We start from the raw sequence: 20,663 nt of genomic DNA, 5'->3' as shown, positions 1-20,663 counted from the left end.
CAAACAATTAACCATTTACTTATCAATCAGTTAATCATTTGGCAATCCTGCTTTTACTTAAAATATCGTGTCAAAATAGTATTAGCTCATCATTCCGTCAGCCTCGCTACAAATCATAGAACGTTCGCGATCGGTTAATACGGAGGTCTCGAAGGATACCCGATTTCGGACTGATCGTGATGCTGAACTGACGGTAAGTACCGATCGGGATCAGGTTGATCGACATCTGCCAGCAGTGCAGGTCACGTGAAATGTACACGTTCGTATATGCCAGCTTATTCTCAATGAAATTATAACCACTGTTCACCCCGATCTTCCATTTTGGCGTCAGGCTGAAGTCACCATTGAAACTTAGGTACTGGTTAAAGCTAACCACTACACCTCCTGAGTCAGGAATAATATTTTTACTGTAAGACAAGCTGTACGAGAGGTCCAGTTTCCACGGAATATCAAAGTCAACGTATTCTCCAGGATTCTTTCTCACCTGCTGCAACTGACGTTGCTGTGCCTGGAAAGCTGCATCCGTGCTCTGCTCATTCTCAATGTTATTGATCTCCTGTTCTTTCTCTTTGCTCTTCTTGTCCGACGACTGGAATGAAGTACTCATCGCAATGGTCGCGTTGGTCAGACGGCCGATACTAAGTTTTCCATCTTGCCATACGTAGCGGTCTACTCTGTTTCCTCTTGCATTAACCACATAAGGATCGAGGTTACCGCTGGCGGTGATATTCAGTTTATCGAAAAGGTTAGTACGCGCATAAATGTTGAAAGACGATAAATGGAAACTATCTGCCAGCAGGTTATAAGAACCATTGATACCGAAACCGTCCAGCAGCTTGATCTTCTTCTCTTTATTGGCAGAGGTATCCTTTTTAGAGAACACCTTCATCTCCAGGTTATTATCCAATCCGAAGGAAATAGACCCCGATGTTCCCTCAGAAGGCACGCCCACCGAAGAACTTGTGAAGTAAGACTGCCTTACCTTCTGACTATCCCTTGTATAATACAGATCATAATAAGCATTCTTTGCAAGATCAGGTGTATAGCTGGCGCTGATGGTCGGTCTCATCACGTGCCTGATCGCCTTGATCTTGGAGTTTTTACCAAACTGGTACATACCATACAGGGCGGTAGACAATGAGAGACTGGCGCTTGCCTGTCTTGCCGCAAAGAAACCTGCCTCATAGGTAGTATCGATGCCTCCCAGAGAGTCAATGCTGATACGTTTGTCCCTGTTAAAGGTCCTCTTTGTCTTTTTCGTATACCAGTACTCTCCATAACTAACACCCGGTGAAAGTGTGAAATTCTTCATTACCGGTATAGAGAAGGAGATTGGAATGCTGTGTTTAACACCTGACTGTAACGCGTCGAACATCTGGCTCTTACCGAACACAGAGTCTTTAAAGGTCACGCTGTTATTGATCGTACCATTATACCCTATACCCAGTTTGTGGTACCATTTAGCCCTGCCCACCATTTCTTTCGGCTGGAAAGGATAGATGGTATTGACAGTAAAGGTCGCCGACGGGAAGGATATATTTACGTCGCGGGTACTAAGGTTCTGTGAGTGCGTCAAGCTGGAAGTAAAGTTGAATGGTTTACCCTGCCAGCTCTTCGAGAAACTGATAGACGATCCTAAGTTATTGTTCACACGGGAAGCGTAATCATATACGTTGAAGGTATTATAGCTGGACGTACCGAAGTTCACGCTGGCCCCGAAGGTAACGCCAGGACGTGCTTTACTGTCCATGCTGTGGTTCCAGGTAACACGGAAGTCACGTGACCGGCTAAACTCTGATTTAACGGATGGATCACCAAAACGGGTATTGGCAAAACTCAGCGTCATACCACCATTATAATGATAGCGCTTCCGGTAAGTAGGACTGGCTGTCAGGGCCCAGCTACCATAAGAATAGATCTCACCGCGCAGGGTCAGGTCGAAATTGTCGCCCAGCCCTATATAATAACCGCCATTTTCCAGCCCCATCCCCTTTTGTGCATTCACCACATAACCTGGCATGAGGATACCTGATTGTTGTCCGTGGGTGATCGGGAAAATAGCAAATGGTATAAATAATGGTGTCGGTACGCCTTCTATTTCCAGGTTTGCCGGGCCGGATATTACCAGTTTGTCCGGGATCACCTTGATCTTTTTGGCCCTGAACTGGAAGTGAGGAGTATCCAGGTTACAGGTGGTATATCCGTTCCTGAAACCGAAGATGCTGTTATCAGGCTCACGTTTCGTCTGCTCACTGGCCACAAATCCTTCCCCATATTGTGAACGGGTATTGTAGATTTTTGCCCGCTGTGTGGTAATATTATATCTGAGCGTGTCGGAATCGAAGGCCTGTCCGTTATCATCCAGCTGTGGACGCCCGTAAGGCTTTCCACTGGTGTCCTGAGCAGTGGTAGCTTCCATGATACCAGTGCTCTGGCTGTAGTTCATGCGTTCGGCGGAGAGGGACGTCTTTTTATATTTGGTATTGGCGGTACCATAAAAATAAAAACGTTTATCCGGCACTACAAGTACGATCGAGTCCTTTGCCTTATAGGTAATAGGCGCGTCCAGACTGTCTTTCGAGAGTTTAGGCACGAACATGCTGTCTGTTCCGGTGTAATCCGTAGATACCGGAATACTGTCCTCCACGGCATTACTGTCCGTAACCGGCCTTATTGTTGTATCTTTTCGCCCTGAGGAAGTATCAGGTACGGCAATGGGCACCGTATCTTTTGGCACGCCATCTGTGAAACTTTTGTTAAAACTCTCATAGGTATCTGGCGCGGGAGTAGCTACAGCGTTTATTATGAAGGGAACGACAATTAATATACCGGCAAAAACCAGGTATATCCGTCGCAAAAACTTTTTATAATTATTTTTGTGATTCAGGTGCATGTGTTAAGCGGGCACAAACCTACATGTTTTTAGACAAATTATTATCAATTGTAAAACGAAAATGAGTGCCAGGCCAAACAAAGCATACGGTCATTTATCAAGGACAAAATACAAACGACATTTTAAGGATCAAAGCAGCGACTGCGATCTTTGGACAATTTAACATACTACTAACGCCCATTAAAATATATAAAAACTGAGTCATGCGCTGGAACCGATTTTGGATCTTTTTGGGATGTGCCATCTTTTTGGGGACTATCCTTCTTTACGCTACAAACCGAACTGTCATTGGGAAAAAACAAAATCCGCCTCTCAGAACGATTGTCATTGATCCCGGCCATAGCGCCCAAACGCCTGGTGCCCGGGGTAAATATTCTACCGAAGAAGAAGTTGTGCTGGATGTAGCTTTACAGCTGGGAAAACTGATTGAAGCCAATATGAAGGACGTACGTGTAGTATATACGCGTAAAACCAGAAACGCCCTTGCCTCTACCCTTCGTGCCGATCTGAATGAAAGAGCCATCATCGCCAACAGGGAAAAAGGAGACCTTTTTATTTCAATTCACTGTAACTCAGCGGGTCCTACCCGCCGGGTAACTGGTTATAAAACCGTATACGTAAAGAAAGGAAAGCGTAAAGTACCGGTGAAAAGAGCCATCTATGCCACCTCTCCCAGCACCGCCCAGGGTACTGAGACCTATGTGTGGGCTACCGGAAAGAACAACGCCAAAACCGAATCACTGAAAGAAAGTTCCGTTATCATGCTGGACGCCAACTCAGAAGATGCTAACTCTGTGTTGGATATGTCTGATCCTGAAACCTTTATATTATTAAATACCCTTCGCAACGCCTACTTCGACCAAAGCCTCCGTTTGTCCACACTCATCGAAGACGAGTTCACCAACGTAGGCCGTATCAGCCGTGGCGCCCGTCAGCGTGATGAAAAAGGCATCTGGGTACTCCAGGCCACCGCTATGCCGAGCGTACTGGTGGAACTGGGCTTTATCAGCAATCCTGAAGAGGAAGATTATCTGAACTCAGCTAACGGCCAGTCGGAAGCAGCCAATTGTATCTTCAAGGCTATCAAACGTTATAAAGATGAACTGGGCCGTTACAGCGCTCCGGAAGATCGCCAGGCGGCTCCTGCATCAGAACAGCCCAATGTACAGTCCACCCCGATCAGCTACAATCCCAGGTCAAGGAATAACACCAAAAAGCCTGCTGTAGCAGCGTCGGCATCGAAATCGACCGCAAAGGCCACTACCCGCCAGGTAGCGTCCTCCCGCAAACCAGCGGCTAAGAATCCTTATAAATATGATGTACAGCTGCTGGTCAGTGATAAAAAATATACCCGCAATGCCTCCATCTTTAATAAACTTAGAGGCACCATCCGGAAGGAACAGGTGGTCATGAACAGCAGGAAAGTAAATAAATATAAATACATCTGGGGCAGCTTTAAGTCCCAGTCTGAAGCCAATGCTGCTTTGCGACAAGCAAAGCAGCTTGGCTTCAGGAAAGCCACTCTCATGGGCGGAGGCAATGACAAGGCTCAGCTGGCAGCGGCCACTCCAGCCAAAAAATCCGTCCCTAAAGTGACCTTTAAATATGATATACAACTGGTGATCACCGACAAAAGATATACACGCAGCGCTCCCGTTTTCAAAGGCTTACGCGGTACCATCATCCGGGAGACCGTTGTTATTAACCGCAAAACCCTCAATAAATATATCTGGGTGAACTTCAAAACCGAATCCGAAGCCAATATCGCACTCAAAAAAGCAAAAAAAGCAGGCTTCTGGAATGCCTCCGTAATATCTGCAGATAATAATAACGTAGCCAGCCGTTAATACCCTCTCCCTCGTTAGTACCCCCGATATTTACCCCCTCCCCCATTATCTCCTTTAATATATTACCTTAAATTTTCTGCTGAAAAGCTGCATATTTGCCTGCCGTCAAAAGCACCGGTATGAAATCTGGTATTGGCGCAGGGAAGCAGGTGCATGATTGCCCGCAACCTTTTTTGATTATTTTTGCAGCAACGTATAACGTATTCTATGCTTAAAGTATCTAACGAAACCAAAGTAGGCATCCTCGCAGCTGTCTCGATTGCTATGCTGATTTTGGGTTTTAATTTGTTAAAAGGTAAAAGCCTTTTTTCAACAAGTAAGAAAATTTACGCCGTATATACCCAGGTAAATGGATTACAGCCTTCAAACACCGTACAGGTGAATGGCCTTGTAGTAGGTAGCGTGTCAAACCTGGAAATTATGGACAAGAATGCCGGCCGGATATTGGTAGAGCTCAGGATCACCAAGAAAGTGGACATTCCCCAGAATTCAGTAGCCCGTATAGCCAGTGACCTCTTAGGTACCAAAACCGTACAGATAGACTTCGGTAACGCGAATGCCTATCTGGAAGACGGCGATACCATCTATGCCGCTGTTGACGGTTCTATTACCGATGCACTCAAAGAACAACTGAACCCATTGGTTAAAAAACTGGAAGTAACCCTCGGATCAGTAGATTCTGTGCTGCTTACAGTAAATTCTATCTTCGACCCTACCACCAAAGGTAATCTGCGTGACGCTATCGCCCACCTGAATACCACCATGAACAATTTCACCCGTACTTCCGCTTCCCTGAACAATATGCTGGATCCCCAGCACGGGAACGTGAAAGCAACGTTCGACAACCTGGAATCACTGACCGCTAATCTGAAAAATAATAACGACAAGATCACCGCCATACTGGGAAATGCAGAAAAAACAACTGCCGCCCTGGCGAACGGTCAACTCGATAAAACACTGCTGGAACTACAGCAAATGGCTACACGCCTGAACGAAACAATTGCTAAATTAAACAGTACGGATGGGTCCATCGGCTTGATGCTGAACGACAAGAAAGTATATAATAACCTGCAAAATTCGCTCAATAGCCTGAATAAATTACTGGAAGACTTGCGCGTAAATCCTAAACGGTACGTGCATTTCTCGCTGTTTGGCAAAAAAGCCAAAGTACAGCCCATACCATCAGATACCGCTAAGGCACTATGATCTTGAAAATGCAGCAATTAGCAAAATGCGGGCTTATCCTGGCAGGGCTCTTTCTCGGTAAGCTGTTTCCGGCTACCGCGCAGGACGCACAACCCGCCGCAAGGGATACGAATAATGTGATCCACATCATACAGGCAGATAAACTGAATGTGGTCACCGGAAAAGATAGCGTTCAACTGAACCGGTTTATCGGCAATGCCATTTTCCGCCAGGGCAGTACTTTATTCTATTGTGACAGTGCATTGATCAACAGGGCCGCCAACGTACTGGATGCCTATGGTCATATCCATATCAATCAGGCAGATAGTATCCACATTTACGGAGAATATCTTCACTATGAAGGAGATACCAGGCTGGCTACCCTGCGTGACAACGCCCGGCTTACCGACGGTAAGGTCACCCTTTCCGGCCCTGAACTCATGTACGATATGAACGCCAGGATAGGTACCTATGTCAAAGGTGGAAAACTCGTCAATGGCAGCAGCGTACTGACAAGCCAGGAGGGATACTACTATGCCGATACCAAAGATGTTTATTTCAATTATAATGTACTGCTGGTAGATCCGGAGTATACGCTGAGCACCGACACTCTATTATATAATACCCAAACCAAGATAGCCACTATCGTGGCCCCTACTACTATCAATGATGGTAAAACGGTCATGTACACTACTTCCGGAGAATATAATACCGAAACAGGAGAAGGCAACTTCGACAGCAGGCCTACCATTGAGGACAGTACTGCAACCATCACTGCCGACAGGATCACGATGGATAAACGTACAGGTCTTGCGTACGCCGTAGGTAATATGATCTATCGCGATACCGCACAGCATATGACCCTCCTGTCTAATTATGGTACAGTTAACCAGACAGAGAAAACCGTACTGGCTACCCAGCATCCGCTGATGATCCTGGAACGGGAAAACGATACGCTCTATCTCTCAGCAGACACGCTCTTCTCCGGTGTATTGAAAAGGGACACCTTTACGGTGGCCCCTGTCCGTACATCGACAGACAGTCTATCAGCTGCTATAGATTCTGTGAACGTCACAGATTCCACACTGGCCCCCCTGCCCGATTCGACAGGAACTTTGCCTGCAGATACTTCTGCGTTCGCGAAGAAACTGAAGAACGTATTACAGCCGGGAGATACCAGCAGGAAGCTGATACCCGCAATGGTGGTACCGAAAGACTCTGCACTCATTACGCTCAAAACCAAAGCTATAGGAGTACTTAGCGATACCGCCAAAGCAATGGCCATCCTCAGGGATACAACAAGGAACTTAAAGCCCGACAGCATTGTACTGTCTAAAGATTCGGCTATCATCGGACTGAAATCCAGAGCTTTATCTTTAACGAAAGATTCCCTGAACGCAGCACCGGCGCTGCCATTACAAACAGATACCAGCACCACGAAAGATACCAGCGAGATCAGGTACATCCGCGCATGGCACCATGTACGCATCTACTCCGATTCACTCCAGGGTGTAGCAGACAGTATTTACTATTCCAGCAAAGATTCCATCTTCCGCTTCTACAGGAATCCTGTACTGTGGGCAAATGAAACACAGCTGAGCGGCGATACCATCTTCCTGTATACAAAAAATCAAAAAGCAGATAAACTGTTACTCGACCAGAACGGTTTGCTGGTGAAAGAATCTGGCCCGGAGATGTATAACCAGATCAAAGGCAACCAGATAACCGGTTACTTTGCAGGCCAGGCAATTGACTGGATGCACGTGGACGGTAACGCAGAAAGTATTTATTACGTCCAGGACGACGATTCAGCATATATCAGTGTAAACAGAACGCTGAGTGGTGTGATCAACATCTATTTCAGGGAAGGTCAGCTGCATCATATCGCTTTCATTAAAGACCCGGAAGGAACCATGTATCCTTTCACCCAACGTCCGCTGGAGCAGATGCAACTGGAGAATTTCCACTGGGATATCAAACGCAGGCCTAAGAGCAAATATGAGCTGATGGGCACTGTGGGCGAAGTCAAAGTGAAAGATGAGCTACCACCGGTGCCAAAAGCAGAAGACGAATTTTGATAAAAAAGTTATTATCTCCGATTTACGAGTTTTTACAGGATAGCCGTGCAGTAGGGATTGTATTGATCATCTGCACGGCTATTTCACTGTTACTGGCTAACTCACCCTGGCAGCAAATGTATGTGGCCAGCTGGGAAACCGTTGTACACACCCCTCTCCCACAGCTTCATCTTCCACATACCATACTGCACTGGATCAACGACGGCCTGATGGTGCCCTTTTTTTTCCTGGTAGGTATGGAAATCAAAAGAGAGGTGACCATCGGCGAATTATCATCTATCCGCCAGTCCATGCTACCGATAATAGCCGCCATTGGCGGTATGGTATGCCCTGCACTGATCTTTACAATATTCAATGGCGGTACGCCTTACGCAAACGGATGGGGTATTCCGATGGCCACGGACATCGCCTTTTCACTGGGCATCCTTTCCCTGCTTGGTAACAGGGTGCCGCTTTCACTGAAGATATTTCTCACAGCCCTGGCTATTATAGATGATCTGGGCGCTATTCTCGCTATCGCCATCTTCTATACCGCCAGTTTGCAGTTGGGTTACCTGCTGGCCGCCGGTGTTATCCTTGCCCTGCTGATCGTTTTGAATGTTTGCAAAGTGCGTGCGTTGTGGTGCTATTTCCTACCAGGTATCGTACTCTGGTATTGCATATACAATTCAGGTATCCATGCCACGATTGCGGGAGTACTGCTGGCCGCTTGTATGCCCTTGCCAAAGATCTCCGGATTGATCCACAAACTGCACGATCCTGTCAATTTTGTTATCATGCCCATCTTTGCATTGTCCAATACCGCTATCATTTTCCCTCCGGATATACTGCAAACATTCACCAGCAGTATCAGTTACGGCATTCTGGCAGGCCTGGTACTAGGTAAACCGCTGGGTATCTTCCTGTTCTCTTATGTTGCAACGAAACTTAAGCTGGCCACTTTACCCGAGCAGTCAACCTGGGGGCAGCTGATAGGAATAGGCATGATTGCCGGTATTGGTTTTACGATGTCAATATTTATTTCAACCCTGGCTTATATGACCCCGGAATGGCAGATTATCTCTAAAATAGCCGTTATTGCTGCATCCCTGCTTAGTGGCATTGTCGGTTTTTGTTACCTGAGGATATCAAAATGACCAGTTATTTACAATATAAAAAATAATAATCTGTATCTTGGCATCGTTATTGCCATTGCATTTGCGATAACATGAGAAAGCGCCTTTTCATTATTCTGCTGCTTGGAGTGGTTATTCACACAGTGAATGCCCAGACGAAAGGTAATCCGCAATTAGGATTACGACTTGGCCTGCCGTTCGGCGGCACCGCACGTTACTTTTTTGATGATGCGAACGCCGTAGAAGGTATTGCCGGCATATATTCCGGGACCTTTACAGTGACCGGTCTTTATGAGCGCCATTTCGATCTTTCAGCCCTTACAACTGAAGGTTTTGGATGGTTTATCGGAGCCGGGGCACACATGGGAACACGTAAAACAGATGGGAATGTAAAATTTATAGCAGGCGTGGATGGCATCGGGGGAATTGATTATAATTTTCCGACGTTGCCGCTGAACCTAAGTCTTGATTGGAAACCGGCCATCCACTTTAACACCTCATCCGACCTGACGGATTTCGCACTGTCTGTGAGGTATACCTTCGGAAGATAACGACAGAAAAAAACCTTATACACAATTCCTTAAACAGTTATAAATATGAAACAACTTGTGTTATTACTTAGTCTGTGCACGATGATGGCAGTACAGGCAAATGCACAAAGACGTGGTGCTAGTGCATCATTTGGCTATGAGACAGCTGTAGGTCTACGCGTAAACCCCTGGCTGGTAGGTGGTACTATTAAGCATTTCATTAAAGGACCTCATGCTATTGAAGGTCTGATTACCACAAACGTTAGCAACAGGCGGAATGTTACCTTTACCGGCCTCTATGAGTATCACATTGCTCCATTCCCTAAACCGGAATTCCACCTGTATTTTGGTGGTGGTGCTCACCTCGGTATTTATGACCGTCGCGACTACTACAATGACGACTGGAACAGGCACGGCGATGGTACTTACGTAACTCCAGGTCTGGATGGTATCGTAGGTATTGAATACAAATTCAAGAAAATTCCGTTAGTAGTGAGTGGTGACCTGAAACCATACTTTAACTTCACCGGAGGTACTCACTTCGTAGGAGAAGAGATCGGTGGTGCTTCTGTAAGGTATACCTTCTAATTACCTGACAAAATATTGAAAAGCGACCATGCCGTTGACTGGCATGGTCGCTTTTTTTTGCTTATATTTATAAGCTATGCCATACGGCTGATACTAACTATGAAAATATTCACCGCTCAACAGATACGCGACGCAGATGCCTATACAATCAGGCATGCCCCCATCAGCAGCCTGGATCTCATGGAAAAGGCAGCCATCGCATGCACTGCATGGATCTGTCGTCATTACAATGAGGATACGCCCGTTTATGTGTTCTGCGGTGTAGGCAACAATGGCGGCGACGGTCTCGCCATTACAAGGCTGCTACGCAACAGGGGTTATAATGCAGTTGCGTTCATACTTCACCATAGCTCCAAAGCTTCTGATGATCATACGGCGAACCGTAACTCCCTGCAACAACAATATCCTTCCGCTGTTCATGATATCCTGGATAATGGCCCCCTTCCACTGCCAGATAAAAATGCATTGATCGTAGATGCCATCCTCGGTACAGGATTGAGCCGTCCGGCAGAAGGCTGGATAGCCAGTGTGATCCAGCAACTGAATGATCTGAAAGCACAACATGATATAGTGGCTATCGATATGCCATCAGGATTACAGGCAGATGCTTCTTCTCTTGATACGCCGGTCATAAAAGCAGATCATACGCTGAGCTTCGAGTTTTATAAGCTGGCCTTCCTCCTGCCTGAAAATGCAGCGTTTGTAGGGGAAATATGCATTCTTTCGATAGATCTGTCACCGGAATACATTGCGCAAACACCTTCCCGTTTCAATATTACCGATGCCTTCCAGGTGCGCAGTATGTACCGCCCACGCAAACCATTCTCTCATAAAGGCACATTCGGGCATGCCCTGCTGATAGCAGGCAGCGAAGGAAAGATCGGAGCGGCCGTATTGAGCGCTAAAGCCTGTCTGCGTACAGGCGTAGGCTTACTGTCCTGCCATGTTCCCAAATGCGGCTACGAGATCATGCAGATCTCAGCGCCGGCAGCCATGTGTTTTATTGATGAACAACGTGACCACAGTTCCGGCTTTCATAATCATTTTCCCACGCCGGAAGCAGCCGCCAAATATAAAACGATAGGCATAGGCCCCGGTCTGGGCACAGCAGCAGGCACCTGCTGGGCATTTGAAAAACTATTGGACCATTACCGGCAGCCCATCGTCATTGATGCAGACGCACTGAATATTCTTGCCAGCTCCCCTGCCCTGTTGAAAAAGGTACCGGCAGGCTCTTTACTGACGCCACATCCGAAGGAATTTGAGCGCCTCTTCGGTAAAACGGCCAATGATGTGGACAGACTGAAGGTATTATCTGACAATGCTGTTGAAAGACAATTAAATATCCTGTTGAAAGGCCGGTATACCGCCATGGCATTCCCCGATGGGTCTATCTGGTTCAATGCCACCGGCAATCCGGGTATGGCCACCGGTGGCAGCGGCGATGTACTTACTGGAATACTCACATCCCTCCTGGCCCAGGGATATAGCTCTCAGGAAGCTATGTTACTTGGCGTTTACCTTCATGGCACGGCAGGCGATCACGCCGCAGCAGAGCGCTCAGAAGAAGCCATGATAGCAGATGATATTGTTGAGTTCCTCGGCAAGACTTTTCTTGAATTGCATAGAATAAAATCCTGTTGACCCGTTTTCTCCCGATCATGTCACCAAAACCCCATCATAAATAAATCATAAAAGGTTATATTTATAGAATTGTTAAAATCACGTATATGAATATCGTTTACCTCGTTCCATGTTTTGGATTACTAGCTTTGCTATTTACCGCTATCCGAAGTTCCTGGGTATCCCGCCAGGACGCCGGCAATGAAAAGATGCAGGAAATTGCCAAACATATTGCAGAAGGAGCAATGGCATTTCTCAAAGCTGAATATAAGATCCTCACCTATTTTGTAATTATAGCCGCACTGTTGCTAGGCTATATGGGCGCAACAAACCACAATTCTGACTGGACCATCGCCGTAGCCTTTATTATCGGAGCCTTGTTTTCTGCAACGGCAGGTTTCATAGGTATGAAGATCGCAACCAAAGCTAACGTACGCACTGCACATGCAGCACGTACCAGTCTTTCCAGTGCATTGAAAGTATCCTTTACAGGAGGTTCTGTAATGGGAATGGGGGTAGCCGGACTGGCCGTATTAGGTCTCGGCGGACTGTTCATCGTACTCAGAGCGTATTTCGGCGCCAACGCCAATACTGAAGAAATGATCCGTACCATCGAAGTACTGACAGGCTTTTCTCTCGGTGCTGAAAGCATCGCCCTGTTTGCCCGTGTTGGTGGTGGTATCTATACAAAAGCTGCCGACGTAGGCGCTGACCTCGTAGGTAAGGTGGAAGCAGGCATTCCGGAGGATGATCCCCGTAACCCTGCCACTATTGCCGATAACGTAGGCGATAACGTAGGTGACGTTGCCGGTATGGGCGCTGACCTTTTCGGTTCCTATGTAGCCACCGTACTGGCTACCATGGTATTAGGCAGTGAGATCATTTCCAATGATAATTTCGGAGGCCTCGGCCCCATCATACTACCGATGCTGATCGCCGGTATCGGCATCGTATTCTCTATCATCGCTACCCTGTTCGTAAGAATATCCGATAGCGTAGGCCTGAGCACCAGTTCCGTACAGAAAGCCCTGAACATGGGTAACTGGGGCTCTATCGTGCTCTCCGCTATTGCAAGCGCAGTCCTGGTATATTACATCCTGCCTGCAGAAGCGATCTACCTGAAACGTGACTTTGTTGCAGGTACCAGTGAATTAAAAGAAGGAGCAAAAGCCATCACACAGAATGGCGTAGTAGGCGCCATCTTCGTAGGTCTGGCTGTGGGTACGCTCATGAGCCTTATCACTGAGTTTTATACAGCTATGGGCAAACGTCCGGTGCTGTCTATTATCCGTCAGTCTTCCACCGGTCATGCTACCAACGTAATTGCCGGTCTGGCGATAGGTATGGAATCCACCCTCCTCCCGATCATTGTACTGGCAGCGGGCATCTACGGGTCTTTTGCCTGTGCAGGTCTTTATGGCGTTGCGATTGCAGCCGCAGGTATGATGGCAACCACCGCTATGCAGCTGGCCATTGATGCATTCGGCCCTATCGCCGACAACGCAGGCGGTATTGCTGAAATGAGCGAATTGCCTAAAGAGGTACGTGAAAAAACCGATATCCTGGATGCTGTGGGTAACACCACTGCTGCAACCGGTAAAGGCTTCGCTATCGCCTCCGCAGCACTGACAGCGCTGGCGCTCTTCGCCGCATTCGTAGGCGTAGCAGGTATCAGCGGTATTGACATTTATAAAGCCGATGTACTGGCAGGTCTCTTTATCGGTGCGATGATCCCGTTCATCTTCTCCTCTCTCGCTATCAGGGCGGTAGGTGAAGCTGCAATGGCGATGGTGGAAGAAGTACGCCGCCAGTTCAAGGAAATCCCAGGTATCATGGAAGGTACCGGCAAACCTGAATACGATAAATGCGTAGCGATCTCCACACAGGCTTCCATCAAAAAAATGATGCTGCCGGGTGCGATTGCCATCCTGACGCCATTGGTGGTAGGTTTCATCTTCGGCCCTGAAGTATTGGGCGGATTCCTGGCAGGAGCCACTGTAAGTGGTGTATTGATGGGGATGTTCCAGAACAATGCCGGTGGCGCCTGGGATAATGCCAAAAAATCATTCGAAAAGGGAGTAGAGATCAAAGGCCAGATCTATTATAAGAAATCAGAGCCACACAAAGCATCCGTAACAGGAGACACTGTAGGTGATCCTTTCAAAGATACTTCCGGTCCATCAATGAACATCCTGATCAAACTGATGTCCATCGTATCGCTGGTAATAGCCCCTACCCTGGCAGACCTGCACAATACACGCCCGTCAACGGCGGCCACTAAAAAGGCTCCTGCTACAGAACAGGCAGCACAGGTTAAAGTACTGGCGGCAGCCCCGGCACATCATTAATATCGTTAAGCTATCTCAATATCAAAGGGTGCATCTACTTCGGATGCATCCTTTTTTTATACACAATTCTATCCGGTTTCCAGGACTGCCATGTCCAATTCCCGACCACAAGGGAGGCTTGAAGCATAGAAGAAGGAAGGCCGGAAGCCTTTTCAGGTATGAACAGGTGTTCATTTTAGTTGCACTATACAAGGTTTATACAAGCTTTATCTTACGTTCATCTTACGTTCAAAGACGTAAGATGAACGTAAGATAAAGCTTGTATAAACCTTGTATAGTCATGCATTGATACAGGATCAGTAATACTTGTAGTAACGGTGGAGGAACTTTCCGGATTATCGCTTTAAATGCCTTTTCTAAGGCTATTTCCGGGCTTATTGCATCCTGCTGGGGCTTACCCCGTATTTCTTCTTAAAAGCGATACTGAAGTGTTGTAATGAGGAAAATCCAAGTTGGTCGGCAATTTCCGTGAGAGAAAATTGCTGCCCGATGATCATTCTACGGGCATAGTCCATTCTATGGTCATTCAGGTAACCAAAAACGGTATTATTAAAAACCTGGCGGAAGCCGTTCTTCAATTTGAATTCGTTCAGTCCTGCCAACCTTGATAACTCTGCCAGGGAAGGCGGGTTCTGTATGCTTTTCAGGAGTATATCCTTTGCATAATGGATCCTTTCCCTATCAGCAACAGATATCAGGACTGATTCAGGCCGTACCTGCTCCACCTGCTCGTATTGCTCACATTGCAGGGCGAGTAATTCCAGGGCTTTGGATTGCAGGAACAATTTCTTGGCGCCCCCGTTAACCCTGCACTGGCGTATTTCCTCCAATACCATCGACATGCGGGGAGTAATAGGCGGATTGATCCTTTTGTTAAGATAGGTTCCTGTCCCCCCGGCTACTTTATTGGCCAAACCATCCAGTACACGACCGCCGTTAGCAGCAAGCTCCAGGAAACGATCTGTCGAAAAAGCCAGTGCGACCACTTCAAACCCGCGTTGTTTAAACATATCCATATTTTCCTCCGTACTTGGATTAAAAAAGAGATTATGTTCAAGGCTCTGATAGCGCCTTTTGCCAAATTTACCGGTGATCCTGTCAGGACCGGTCTCCAACTGGCCGTTCAGCAGGAAGATGAGTGATATAGTAGGAATATCCTGCGTAGCATATATGTGGATGTTTTCATAAACCTGCACATCTCCTATGGCAATTTGGTATCCGTCGAAATAAATCCCTTTGATGCTGGCGTCAGCAAAATGATAGTTCAGATCCTGCCTTTCTTCGATCAGGGAAACAGACGATAGCTTTTCCATAGGAAAGTCCACTTGTTCCTGGTACAAAAGTTCACTGGCATCATTTTTAATCTGGATGTCCATAAAAATCCTTTAAATATAAATTTTAATCCCTTTTATGTAACAGTGATCCGGACGGAGACTTGCAACTTTGCACAAAAATATTCCTTAATATTTAATATTGTAGTTATGGTGATTGGAATATTCCGTACAAATATATGCACCCATCAGGATAAGAGCTTTGTTATAACGGCACTTCTTTCACACTTTAACATTATCAGTTGTACCATTGATACCGAGGACTGTGATAAAGTGATGCGTGTTGTGAACGGAACTGTTGCTGTAGCTGAACATGAGATTATGCTTTTTATCCGCCATTTGGGCTTCCAGTGCGATAAACTCGACTAAATTATCCAGCTTTAAAAAATTCCCCTATAGCCTTATAGGGGTAACCCCTTCCCCCCACGTTTTATATACGTAAACAAAAAATGTCATAGCAAGGCCAGCTATCCGCTATTAAAAAATACAAGAACACCTTAACCTTATATGAAGACAAGATTACTTATGCTGCTTGGCGTATGCCTGCTGCTTATGCAGACCCGTCATGCCTGCGCACAACAGAAATATACTGTAAGCGGTTATGTAAAAGACCAGCAGAATGGTGAAAGCCTCATCGGTATATCCGTATCGAAAGCCGGCACCAGCCTGGGAACAGTGACCAATGAATATGGCTTTTTCTCTCTCACTTTACCGGCAGGCGATCACGAGATCCAGTTCTCTTATATAGGATATGCGCCCATTAAAATGAGCGTATCGCTTAAATCGAATAAGAACCTGGATGTTAAAATGGAGAAGTCCAGCAGCCAGCTTAGTACTGTTACCGTAACCGGCAATAAACAGGAAAAAGCGGTAAATACGCTTACCACCAGTCTTAACAGGCTGGACATCGCCCAGATGAAGAAAATGCCAACGTTTATGGGAGAGGTGGACGTACTCCGCTCTATCCAGACACTTCCGGGCGTAGCTACGGTAGGTGAAGGCGCCAATGGCTTTAACGTTCGTGGCGGTGCGGCAGATGAGAACCTTATCCTCCTGGACGAGGCCCCGGTTTACAACTCTACGCACATGATGGGTTTCTTCTCCGTATTCAACCCGGACGCCGTTAAAAGCATCAATCTCCTTAAAGGCGGTTTTCCGGCCGAATACGGCGGTCGTACGTCTTCTGTACTGGATATACGCATGAAGGACGGAAACAACCAGAAATACAACGTAAATGGCGGTATAAGCAATGTATTCAGCAGGCTGTCTGTTGAAGGACCGATCAAGAAGGATGAATCATCCTTTATACTGGCCGCCCGCCGTTCTTATATCGATGTGCTGATGAAACCTTTCCTGAAAGGGGACATGAAAGACACCAAGCTGAATTTCTACGATGTTACCGGTAAAGTGAACTTCAAACTGAATAAGAACAATACCTTGTTTGCGAGTGGTTATCTGGGTAGGGATGTTTTCGGTTTCGGTACACAGATCAATATGAACTGGGGGAACAAAACAGCAACTGTACGTTGGAACCACGTATTCACCAATCGTACATTCCTGAACCTGACAACTTTCTACAGCAACTACGACTACAGTCTGAAGTTCAACAATGAAAGCGAGAAAGGCGCGGGAGAAGCAACTCAGTCTTACAGCTGGAAATCCAACATCATCAACTACGGTGTAAAACCTGCATTCACTTTTTATGTCAATGCACATAACAGCATCCACTTCGGATTGCAGGGCATTTACTACACCTTCAAACCTGGTACCGGCACCGGTGTGGAAGACGACGAAACAAGTGTAAAAGAACTGACACAACAACATGGTCTTGAAGCAGCGGCTTACCTGGACCACGAGTGGAAACCAAGCAGCAGATTTGGTATCCAGTATGGCATCAGGTTCTCCGGTTATCAGTATCTGGGTAAAGGCACCGCATACTATTACAACGATACCACGCCAGGCATCCGCAGAACGCTGATCGGAACAAAAGAATATGGCGCAAATGAACTGATCAAGGCATACAATTACCTGGAGCCGAGAATGACAGCACGTTACGCAGTATCTGACAATCATGCGCTGAAAGCATCTTATGCCCGTACCACACAGTACATGCATCAGTTGTCGAATACAGCTTCTCCTACTCCACTGGACATCTGGACGCCAAGCACCAACAACATACAACCGCAGGTTGCTGATCAGTATACTGTAGGATATGTATATGATGCGCCATCCGGTGTATATGAGATCTCAGCTGAAGCATTTTACAAGAAGATGGAACATCAGCTGGATTATATCGACAATGCGAACCTGGAACTGAACCAGCAGATAGAAGCAGACCTGTTACAGTCTCACAGCCGTTCCTATGGTCTTGAACTGATGGCAAAAAAAGAACTGGGAAGAACTACAGGATGGGTTAGCTATACGCTGTCACGTTCTGAAAGACAGACCAACGGCATCAGTCAGAATGAATGGTTCCTGAACCGTTACGATCGTACACACAACCTGAACCTTGTTGTTACACATGAATTAAGCAAGCGTACCTCTCTTTCCGCCAACTGGGTTTACGCTTCCGGTACACCGGCTACTTTTGCAGACAGCCGTCTGGAGTTCCAGGACTGGGACATTCCTTACAACAGTACCGATAAACGCAACAATTACAGGCTGCCATCCTTCCATCGTCTGGACATGTCCCTGACACTGAAAGGCAAACAGCTGCGCCGCTGGAAAGGCGAATGGGTATTCTCCCTGTATAACGTGTATGGCCGCAGAAATGCTTACACCATCTACTTCAGACAGAATGAGGATGATCCTTCCAAAAAAGAAGCCGTTCGTCTTTCCATCATTGGTTCCATCATTCCTGGCATCACGTACAACTTCATATTCTAACCATCCTTTAAATAAGAATACAGATGAAACAGATAAGACTTAGCATATTAATAGCGATGGTAGCAGCATTCACTGCCTGTGAAGATACAATAGACCTCGACATCAAGAAGGGCACATCCTACCCTGTACTGGATGCCTGGATCACAACAGAGCCGGGCGTACAACAGATCAGGTTTACACAATCAGTACCATACACTGACCAGGCGCCTTCGCCGGTAATAAACGATGCATTGATCACGCTCTTCGATGAAACAGCAAATAAATCATATCCATTCACATTCAGTGACGGTGTGTATAAGCACAATCCCGGAGATAATGAGACCATTGGTGTGATCGGACATGCATACAGACTGAGAGTGGAATATAAAACAGAAGTATTCGAAGCGGTAGATACTATCAAGAGAATTACACCGATCGATTCTATCTCTTACAAGTACGAAACAACCGAGACAGCCTTTGTAGATGAAGATGGATATGTTGCAAAGTTCCATGCAATAGATATCAAAGGCGGTGTGGATTATTACTGGATGCGTTCATACAGGAATGATCTGCAGCATAAGGTAGGCGATGCATTTTCTGTAGATGGTTATTTTGATCAGAGCGTGAAAGATGGTTCAGCGTTTATCCTGCCGATACAGGAAGCAGTGACAGACTTTGATAAACCTTATCAGAAAGGAGATAAAGTGATCGTGAAGTTACGTTCGCTTACTTATCAGAGTCATTTCTTCCTGACCCAGGTAGAGGACCAGATCAACTCTGGCGGCCTGTTTGCGAAGGTGTTGGAAAATGTAAAATGTAATGCCATCAATGTTACTACCGGTGGTGGTAAACAAAGAATACTGGGCTGGTTCGGTACATCTGCCGTAAGCAGCAAAGAAAGAACTATCGAATAATATCTCTCCATAAACAAGCTGGCTAAAGTAACCCGCTTTAGCCAGCTACACACAAAACACTTACAAGCAATTTTTATGAAAAAGATTCTATCAGCGCTGCTGGTGCTAGTTGCACAGCAGGCCTGGGCACAGCATGCCACAACCGAAACATTATTTTCTTCAGGGAAAGGTAAAAAAACTACTGTTGGAGCATATGGAGCGCCTGCAGCGAAATTTACACCCATCGATGGTAACTTTGGATTGTTGACAGGCGGATATGGCGGTGTATTATTAAACGGTAAGGTGATGCTCGGAGCAGGCGCTTATTCACTGGTTAACAATGTTGACATGCCGACGGTAAATGTTAACGGTACAAAAGAGTATCTGAACCTCTGGTATACAGGTCTTGTATTTGAATACATACATAATTCAGACAAACTGATACACTGGACGGCGGGTACATTGATCGGCGGAGGCGCTGCTGGTCGCCGGGACAAGAACAGATGGGATGACGACGACTTTGATCATGACTATGTGTATGACAACCACGGATTCTTTGTAGCTGAGCCATATGCTAACATTGAACTGAACCTCACAAAATTCCTGCGTCTTGATATTGGAGCTTCTTACCGTTATGTTAACGGTTCCCGGACCACAGGTATCACTGACGGAAAGTTAAGCGGCCCTTCTATTAACGTAGGACTGAAAGCAGGTAAGTTCTAAGCAACTACATTTAATTGGAACAGGCATCGTTGCCCGTCTTTGCTGAACGATTTCATGCAGACGGCAACATGCCTGTTTTTTTATGCATCTCCATTTATCCCTGATTATCAACGTTCTCCACCCTTCTTCAAAAAAAACTTACTCTCAGATTTGGCAATTACGAAAACTATCGTACATTTGTTTACGAAAATATTCGTAGATCAATAATCATTGGAATATAAGATGAGTACCGCCAAAAATAACAAGCCGACAGAAAGTGAACTGGAGATCCTGGGTATATTATGGGAGAAAGGCTCCGGTACGGTAAGGGATGTGCATGAGATACTAGAGAAAAGCAAAGACGCCGGTTATACTACTACCCTTAAGCTGATGCAGATCATGCATGAGAAAGGGCTGTTAAAAAGGGATACGAGCAGTAAGACACATGTGTACGAAGCTGCGATTTCCCAGGAGAGTACCCAGCAACAATTACTGAATAAAATGATAGATACGGTGTTTAACGGCTCTGCCTCGCAACTTGTGTTACAGGCATTGGGTAATCACCGTTCCTCGCAGGAAGAGCTGGATAAGATCAAGCAATATCTGAATGAGATAGAGCAACAACAGAAAAAGTAAACCAGGCGTCCACGCGCCTCTAATATTAC

At 46.3% G+C, this 20,663-nt stretch carries 14 protein-coding genes; 12 read left to right on the top strand and 2 right to left on the bottom strand.

The window, feature by feature from the left end:
• Positions 1–106: 106 nt before the first annotated feature.
• Positions 107–2,857: a putative LPS assembly protein LptD gene (locus tag C7475_RS22715; RefSeq protein ID WP_146217621.1), complete on the bottom strand. Its 2,751-nt coding sequence runs from the start codon at positions 2,855–2,857 to the stop codon at positions 107–109.
• Between the two features lie 239 nt (positions 2,858–3,096).
• On the opposite strand from C7475_RS22715, the gene C7475_RS22710 reads away from it, so the two are divergent.
• The 8 genes from C7475_RS22710 to C7475_RS22675 all read left to right on the top strand — a co-directional run bounded on the left by C7475_RS22710 (position 3,097) and on the right by C7475_RS22675 (position 14,207).
• On the top strand, positions 3,097–4,740 hold the full coding sequence (locus tag C7475_RS22710; RefSeq protein WP_110055695.1) for an N-acetylmuramoyl-L-alanine amidase: 1,644 nt from the start codon (positions 3,097–3,099) through the stop codon (positions 4,738–4,740).
• A gap of 207 nt (positions 4,741–4,947) precedes the next feature.
• Complete coding sequence (locus tag C7475_RS22705) at positions 4,948–5,946, top strand: MlaD family protein (RefSeq protein ID WP_110055694.1); 999 nt, start codon at positions 4,948–4,950, stop codon at positions 5,944–5,946.
• A gap of 8 nt (positions 5,947–5,954) precedes the next feature.
• Complete coding sequence (locus C7475_RS22700) at positions 5,955–8,003, top strand: OstA-like protein (RefSeq protein ID WP_158286587.1); 2,049 nt, start codon at positions 5,955–5,957, stop codon at positions 8,001–8,003.
• Positions 8,000–9,139 (top strand): Na+/H+ antiporter NhaA, encoded by a 1,140-nt coding sequence (nhaA, locus tag C7475_RS22695; RefSeq protein ID WP_110055692.1) that lies wholly within the window; start codon positions 8,000–8,002, stop codon positions 9,137–9,139. The genes C7475_RS22700 and nhaA overlap by 4 nt, the downstream gene beginning before the upstream one ends.
• 71 nt (positions 9,140–9,210) lie before the next feature.
• On the top strand, positions 9,211–9,669 hold the full coding sequence (locus C7475_RS22690) for a hypothetical protein (protein ID WP_110055691.1): 459 nt from the start codon (positions 9,211–9,213) through the stop codon (positions 9,667–9,669).
• Positions 9,670–9,714: 45 nt separating this feature from the next.
• Positions 9,715–10,236: a hypothetical protein gene (locus C7475_RS22685; protein ID WP_146217620.1), complete on the top strand. Its 522-nt coding sequence runs from the start codon at positions 9,715–9,717 to the stop codon at positions 10,234–10,236.
• 99 nt (positions 10,237–10,335) lie between these two features.
• Positions 10,336–11,880, top strand: coding sequence for an NAD(P)H-hydrate dehydratase (locus tag C7475_RS22680; protein WP_110055689.1), 1,545 nt, complete (start codon positions 10,336–10,338; stop codon positions 11,878–11,880).
• Positions 11,881–11,966: 86 nt separating this feature from the next.
• Positions 11,967–14,207: a sodium-translocating pyrophosphatase gene (locus C7475_RS22675; RefSeq protein WP_110055688.1), complete on the top strand. Its 2,241-nt coding sequence runs from the start codon at positions 11,967–11,969 to the stop codon at positions 14,205–14,207.
• A 374-nt stretch (positions 14,208–14,581) separates the two neighbouring features.
• On the opposite strand, the gene C7475_RS22670 is transcribed toward C7475_RS22675, so the two are convergent.
• Positions 14,582–15,583, bottom strand: coding sequence for a helix-turn-helix transcriptional regulator (locus tag C7475_RS22670; protein WP_110055687.1), 1,002 nt, complete (start codon positions 15,581–15,583; stop codon positions 14,582–14,584).
• Between the two features lie 462 nt (positions 15,584–16,045).
• Here C7475_RS22670 and C7475_RS22660 point away from each other — a divergent pair, with 462 nt between their 5' ends.
• From C7475_RS22660 to C7475_RS22645, 4 genes are all read left to right on the top strand, one after another.
• Positions 16,046–18,424, top strand: coding sequence for a TonB-dependent receptor (locus C7475_RS22660; RefSeq protein ID WP_110055686.1), 2,379 nt, complete (start codon positions 16,046–16,048; stop codon positions 18,422–18,424).
• Positions 18,425–18,447: 23 nt separating this feature from the next.
• Complete coding sequence (locus C7475_RS22655; RefSeq protein WP_110055685.1) at positions 18,448–19,317, top strand: DUF4249 domain-containing protein; 870 nt, start codon at positions 18,448–18,450, stop codon at positions 19,315–19,317.
• Positions 19,318–19,392: 75 nt separating this feature from the next.
• Positions 19,393–20,019 (top strand): hypothetical protein, encoded by a 627-nt coding sequence (locus C7475_RS22650; RefSeq protein WP_110055684.1) that lies wholly within the window; start codon positions 19,393–19,395, stop codon positions 20,017–20,019.
• A 222-nt stretch (positions 20,020–20,241) separates the two neighbouring features.
• Positions 20,242–20,634, top strand: a complete 393-nt coding sequence (locus C7475_RS22645; protein WP_110055683.1) for a BlaI/MecI/CopY family transcriptional regulator — start codon at positions 20,242–20,244, stop codon at positions 20,632–20,634.
• Positions 20,635–20,663: the final 29 nt, after the last annotated feature.

The organism is Chitinophaga sp. S165, from assembly GCF_003182155.1.
Taxonomy (GTDB): domain Bacteria; phylum Bacteroidota; class Bacteroidia; order Chitinophagales; family Chitinophagaceae; genus Chitinophaga.
The sequence above is the reverse complement of the archived record's forward strand: the minus strand, read 5'-3'. Positions and strand labels throughout refer to the sequence as shown.